The 5783-nt window shown below is 31.5% G+C and carries 5 protein-coding genes and 1 pseudogene; all 6 read left to right on the top strand.

The annotated features are described in order from the left end of the window. Nucleotides 1-139: pseudogene (locus tag BBROOKSOX_RS12165) on the top strand (diaminopimelate decarboxylase); the annotation flags it as partial. A gap of 5 nt (nucleotides 140-144) precedes the next feature. After that, nucleotides 145-2493: a sensor histidine kinase gene (locus BBROOKSOX_RS08490; protein WP_139660990.1), complete on the top strand. Its 2349-nt coding sequence runs from the start codon at nucleotides 145-147 to the stop codon at nucleotides 2491-2493. A gap of 3 nt (nucleotides 2494-2496) precedes the next feature. Continuing rightward, on the top strand, nucleotides 2497-3177 hold the full coding sequence (locus tag BBROOKSOX_RS08485; RefSeq protein ID WP_139660987.1) for a response regulator transcription factor: 681 nt from the start codon (nucleotides 2497-2499) through the stop codon (nucleotides 3175-3177). Further along, nucleotides 3174-3740, top strand: coding sequence for an HNH endonuclease (locus BBROOKSOX_RS08480; RefSeq protein ID WP_139660984.1), 567 nt, complete (start codon nucleotides 3174-3176; stop codon nucleotides 3738-3740). Before BBROOKSOX_RS08485 ends, BBROOKSOX_RS08480 begins: the two co-directional genes overlap by 4 nt. Beyond that, nucleotides 3733-5505, top strand: coding sequence for an HsdM family class I SAM-dependent methyltransferase (locus BBROOKSOX_RS08475; RefSeq protein ID WP_180323933.1), 1773 nt, complete (start codon nucleotides 3733-3735; stop codon nucleotides 5503-5505). The genes BBROOKSOX_RS08480 and BBROOKSOX_RS08475 overlap by 8 nt, the downstream gene beginning before the upstream one ends. Before the next feature lie 152 nt (nucleotides 5506-5657). After that, nucleotides 5658-5783: YhbY family RNA-binding protein (locus BBROOKSOX_RS08470; RefSeq protein ID WP_180323932.1), on the top strand; the 126-nt coding region annotated here is incomplete at its 3' end.

The raw sequence follows: 5783 nt of genomic DNA, 5'->3' as shown, positions 1-5783 counted from the left end.
TTACGGTTTTACCATGAGCTCCAACTACAACACTCGCCCCCGCGTTGCCGAGGTTATGGTCTCTAACACCACCCATCAACTGGTGCGTAAACGAGAAACTGTGCAGGATTTGTTTCTTGATGAATATATATTAAAATAACCAATATGACAAAAATACCTTTTAGAGTATCCGCAAGAACAGCACGACTTATTGGTCGTGAAAATATTGCATCGTCTAAAGGTGCTATTATTGAATTGGTAAAGAATGGATACGATGCTGATAGCCCGCTATCGCTCATTTATTTTCATCAAGAAAGAGATTGTTTGTATATTATTGATTCAGGTGATGGCATGACTCAGGCAGTAATAGAAAAGCACTGGATGACTATTGGTACAGACAATAAAACCAACGATATATTTACTGCAACTGGCAGAGTGAGAGCAGGTGCCAAAGGTATTGGTAGATTTGCATTAGATAAATTAGGAGATTGTTGTGAAATGACAACAAAACCTAAAAATAAAGAACTGTCCTCCATTTGGTGTGTTGATTGGCGAAATTTTGAGGGAAATTTTAAAACGATAGATGCTGTTACAGCTGATTTATCAACTATACAAGAGTTGAATCTAAAAGAATATATTTTGAATGAAATTTGTGATGCTAAAGCGCAGGATGTTGTTAAACAATACGATTTTAATAGTGGTACTGTTTTAAAAATATCCAATCTCAGGGATAATTGGGATGATTATTTTGTTTCTCAAGTGTTTGATGATTTAGAGGTGCTTGCACCACCTAAAGAACAAGGTAATTTTAAATTATTTTTATATAGTAATGACAAGCCGAATCAATATGGTGAAATATTGGGTTCAATATGCGACGATTATGATTATAAATTAGTTGCAAGAGCAGACAAAAATCAAAATGTAAACATTGAAATTTTTAGAAATGAATATGATATAGAAACCATACCGCCTGAGTTTTTTCAAAGAGAGTTTGCTCAAAAGAGCCCTTATAGGTTAGATGATTTTAACAAAGGTAGTTGGCGTACAAACAAGACTTTTTCTGAACTTTTGGCAGGATTTAAAGAGGTAGACGAAGACAATGTATTTGAAAAAATAGGCGAATTTGAGTTTACCTTCTATTTCATGAAAAGAACTTACTCAAATCCTGATTTGGAAAAATTCTATTATAATAAATTTAATGCCAACGACAGAAAAGATTGGCTTAATAAATTTGGCGGTATCAAAGTTTTTAGAGATGATTTTAGAGTGCGGCCCTATGGAGAAGCCAAAGACAGCGCATTTGATTGGCTGGGTTTAGGTGGCAGGAAAGCTAAAAGCCCAGCCACACCATCCAAGCCTAGTGGCGGATGGCGAGTTGGCCCTGATAATATTGCGGGCGGCATAAACATTACAAGGTTGGGAAACTTAGAATTTGAAGATAAATCAAGTAGGGAAGGGCTACAAGAAAATAAAACTTTTCAAATTTTTAAACTGATAATTCTACAAATATTGAGCACACTTGAAGTTGATAGGGCAATTCTTGCCAAAGAAATGAAACTTTTTTATGATGACCTGTATTTTGATGATTTTGTAAAAAAAGATGCTGACAAATTGGCAGAAAAAATATTAGAAAATGCAAGAGAAAAACAATCTAATAAAGGGGCAGAGCAAGAAAATGAAGAAACCAAAGAAAAAATTATCTTATCAAAAAGGATAGAGGAGAAAGATGAGGAAATTGGGGCATTGGAAAATGAGCAAAAGATTTTAAGGGGTATGGCTACAAGTGGTATTGTTACTGCATCATTTTCACACGAGTTAGGAAATTTAAGCGGTGTATTAGCGAGTAGAACAGATGAATTAATTGAATTGTTGGAAGAAAAAAGCCCACAAAATCTTTATCAAAATACACCAGATTTTTTAAACCCTTATATATTAATTGAGGATATGAGAAAGCAAGATGCCAAGCTTCAGAATTGGTTAAAATTTTCTTTAGCTTCGGCAAGAAAGGACAAAAGAAGAAGAAAAAGTATTATTTTATCTAACTATTTTCAAAACTTTAAATCTACTTGGAGTAATGTCTTATCCAATCGAATGATTGATTTTTCATACACTGTTGATAATAATAAGTTGGATATTAGAGCAATGGAAATAGATTTAGATAGTGTTTTTAATAATTTACTTGTTAATTCAATAGACTCTTTTTTAAGGCAAAAACAGAATAATAAAAGAGAAATCATGTTGAAAGTCAATACCACAGATAAAGAAATTACCATTGATTATTTTGATAATGGTGAAGGCTTATCGCAAGATATAACAGATCCCTCTAAAATATTTAATGCGCTTTACACGACAAAAAGAAATGAACATACTGGTGAGGAGATAGGAACTGGACTAGGAATGTGGCTAGTAGATACGATAATCAAAGAATATAACGGCAATGTAAAACTACTGTACCCAAAAAATAAAGGCTTTGGTATTAGAATTGCATTCATTAAAAAATATCAGAGGAAATAGAAAATGACACAATATAAAATACTGTTTGTTGATGAAGTGGATTCAGAGATTCGTAGATTTGAAAGATATGTTAACAGCAAGGACACCGGCACCGTTAAAGAATTTGATCTTGTTGGTTTAACACCTCAAGATACTTTAGATAATTTCTTAAATGAAATAAGAGATGAGAAGTTTGATGCAATTATTACGGACCATAAATTGAACGAAGAAAATTCAAATATTAACTTTGATGGGCTGGATTTGGTAAGAGAGATCTTAAATGAAACGCCTCAATTTCCGTGTTTTGTGCTAACTTCTTTTGATGACGAAGCGGTAATTCACGGAGAAGATGTGAATATCGTTTATATTAAAGGTTTGATGGATGCAGAAGATGAGGGTCGTGCAAATTTTCTAGATAAAATTAAAAATCAAATCCTGCATTATAGAAGTAGGATATCTAATGCAGAAAAAGAATTACTAGAGTTAATTAAAAAATCAAATACAAAAGATTTAAACGCAGAAGAAGAAGCTAGATTATTAGAATTAGATGATTTTATTGAAAAATCTACCAATAAAAAATCGGCACTGCCAAATCAATTAAAAGGTACTAAAAATTTAGATGCATTACATGCACTAATTGCAAATACAGATGAGTTATTGGAAGAATTAAAGAGAAAAAATACTGACTCTTTACCCGAATCATGATTAATGTTCAAAAAATAAAACCCACTCGAACTTGTGCTAAGTCTTATTCAGATTATCGTAGTTTTAGAGGGTATTTGAAAGGTGACTTTAATAATCGTTGCGGCTATTGCGACGATCCAGATTTACATTGTGGGCAAGAAATAAGTTATCATATTGATCATTTTAAGCCAAAAAGTAAATTTCCAAAGTTAGAGACTAATTATGATAATTTAGTCTACTCTTGCCCTTATTGCAATCGTGCAAAATCTGATAAGTGGAAAGAAAAAAATGGATTTATTGACCCTTGTTCTCGGGAATATGATGAAAATTTGCAAAGAAATGACAAGGGGGAAATACAATCTACAACTGAGAGAGGGAAATATATTGTTCAAAATTTACAGTTATATCTTAGAAGGCACAAGCTAATTTGGGCTCTTGCTATATTAGGAAAGAAAAAGTTGCAATTAGATGAGTCCTTAGATGCAATGCCGACTAATGACCCTAATGAATTAAAAATTTTAAGGAAATTTAAAGAAATTCAAGAAAAAATAGATGCTTATACAGCAGGTGGCTTGGGTGAATAAGTTTGTATTGGATTGTTTAAAAGAATATTCCACCGAGGTAAACCCTATTAACAAATTGCTGGTATCAGCATTCTTAAGGCTAAAATCCATAACAACAGTTAAAAATTTATACATTCAATCGCTAATGATTACCGATGATTCAAGCGATGAATGGAATGTGTTAGAGAAATTTACAACATTACTGAATGATCAAGCACAAAAAATTTGTTTTGAGGAGTTATTAGAATTATTTGAGTTTGTTATATCGCCCTCTGATAAATTGATAAATGGCGCCATTTATACGCCAAAAAATATCCGAGAATATATTACAAAGCAATCTTTTTTAACGCTGGGCAATAATATACACGATATAAAAGTAGTTGATATTGCCTGTGGCTGTGGTGGTTTTTTAATAAATGCCAGTCGCATACTGAAACAAAAAACAGAAAAATCTTATAAGCAAATTTTTGAAAGGAATATTTTTGGGGTGGATATTCAAACTTATAGCGTAAAAAGAACAGAGATATTGCTGTCTTTATTGGCTATTACAGAGGGAGAAGATGAAGAAAAATTTAATTTTAATTTATATCAAGGAAATTCTTTAGAATTTAATTGGCAAGAGCATAATGCGCAAATTAAAAAGAACAAAGGCTTTGATTTGATTTTGGGGAACCCGCCTTATGTTTATTTAAGAAATATGGATGCAAGAACCAAAGAATTGATAAAAAAATGGAGTGTTTGCTCCACAGGTCATCCTGATTTATATATACCCTTCTTTCAAATTGGCTATGAATTATTGAATAAAAATGGCGTTTTAGGGTTTATTACTGTCAACACATTTGTCCATAGTGCCAATGGTAGAGCATTAAGAAAATATTTTACTAAAAATAATATTTCACTAAAAATTATAGATTTTAAAGATGAGCAAATTTTTAAATCTAGGACAACTTATACTTGTCTTTGTTTTTTACAAAAGAAAGAATCTGACTATATAAGTTACATCACCTTAAAACAAAAAAAACTTGTTGATATTCATACAATAAAGTTCAATAAAATTTTATACAAAGATGCTGATTGCGTTGCTGGATGGAGTGTTAGGAATTATGATTTCATCACAAAAATGGAGTCTGTTGGGGTTAGATTCGGTGATATATATAACACCAACAGTGGTATTGCAACATTAAGTAATAAAGTTTATATTTTTAAACCTGATAAAGAGAAAGGCGATTATCTGTATATGCAAGATGGCACCAAAATTGAAAAAAAAATATGTAAAAACATTGTCAATTCCAATAGAATAAATCAGGAAAACAATATAGAGAACCTAAAGGAAAAGATTATTTTTCCTTATATTTATAATAAAAATAATGAGGCGATTTTGATCAAAGAAAAATATTTTTCCGATAACTTTCCTAGTGCATATAAACACTTATCTAAACATAAGTGTGACTTAGGTCTTAGAGATAAAGGCAATGGAAAATACCCAGCTTGGTATGCTTTTGGCAGAACGCAATCATTGGGGATAATAAAATGTAAATTACTTTTTCCTAGAATGGTAAAAAAAGGCTTTGTTGCGGAAATTAGTAATGATCCAAATTTATATTTTTATAATGGTATGTCTGCATATCTTAAGGGAGAGGGAAATCTACAGGAATTAAAAAAATTATTGACCTCTGAAACCACTTGGCAATATATTGAGAATAAGTGCAAATACTATGCATCTGGATATTTTGGATTAGGTAAAAATTATTTAGACAATCTTGGGTGTCTTGATCATTCTAAATAATATCGTTGATATGAAATAGAAGTAAAATTATAGGAAAATTGATAATTTAAATGGTCTTGACTATATAGATAATATCAACGATTTAAAGCGGATAATAAGCATTTTAATAAAATAAATAAAACAACTGAATATTTACATATTTTAGAAAAACAATGAAAAAACTAACCAACAATCAAAAAAAATTCTTACGCGCTCGTGGGCATACTCTCAAATCTATTGTGATGGTTGGGCAACACGGCTTGAGTGAGGCGGTGCTGGCAGAGTTAGAATCAACCATG

The sequence above is a fragment of the bacterium endosymbiont of Bathymodiolus sp. 5 South genome, from assembly GCF_900128535.1.
GTDB lineage: Bacteria > Pseudomonadota > Gammaproteobacteria > PS1 > Pseudothioglobaceae > Thiodubiliella.
The sequence above is the reverse complement of the archived record's forward strand: the minus strand, read 5'-3'. Positions and strand labels throughout refer to the sequence as shown.

Bases quoted from the DNA above. Each gene is read 5' to 3' on its own strand.
- BBROOKSOX_RS08490 (WP_139660990.1), top strand. From the start codon at position 145: ATGACAAAAATACCTTTTAGAGTATCCGCAAGAACAGCACGACTTATT.
- BBROOKSOX_RS08485 (WP_139660987.1), top strand. From the start codon at position 2,497: ATGACACAATATAAAATACTGTTTGTTGATGAAGTGGATTCAGAGATT.
- BBROOKSOX_RS08480 (WP_139660984.1), top strand. From the start codon at position 3,174: ATGATTAATGTTCAAAAAATAAAACCCACTCGAACTTGTGCTAAGTCT.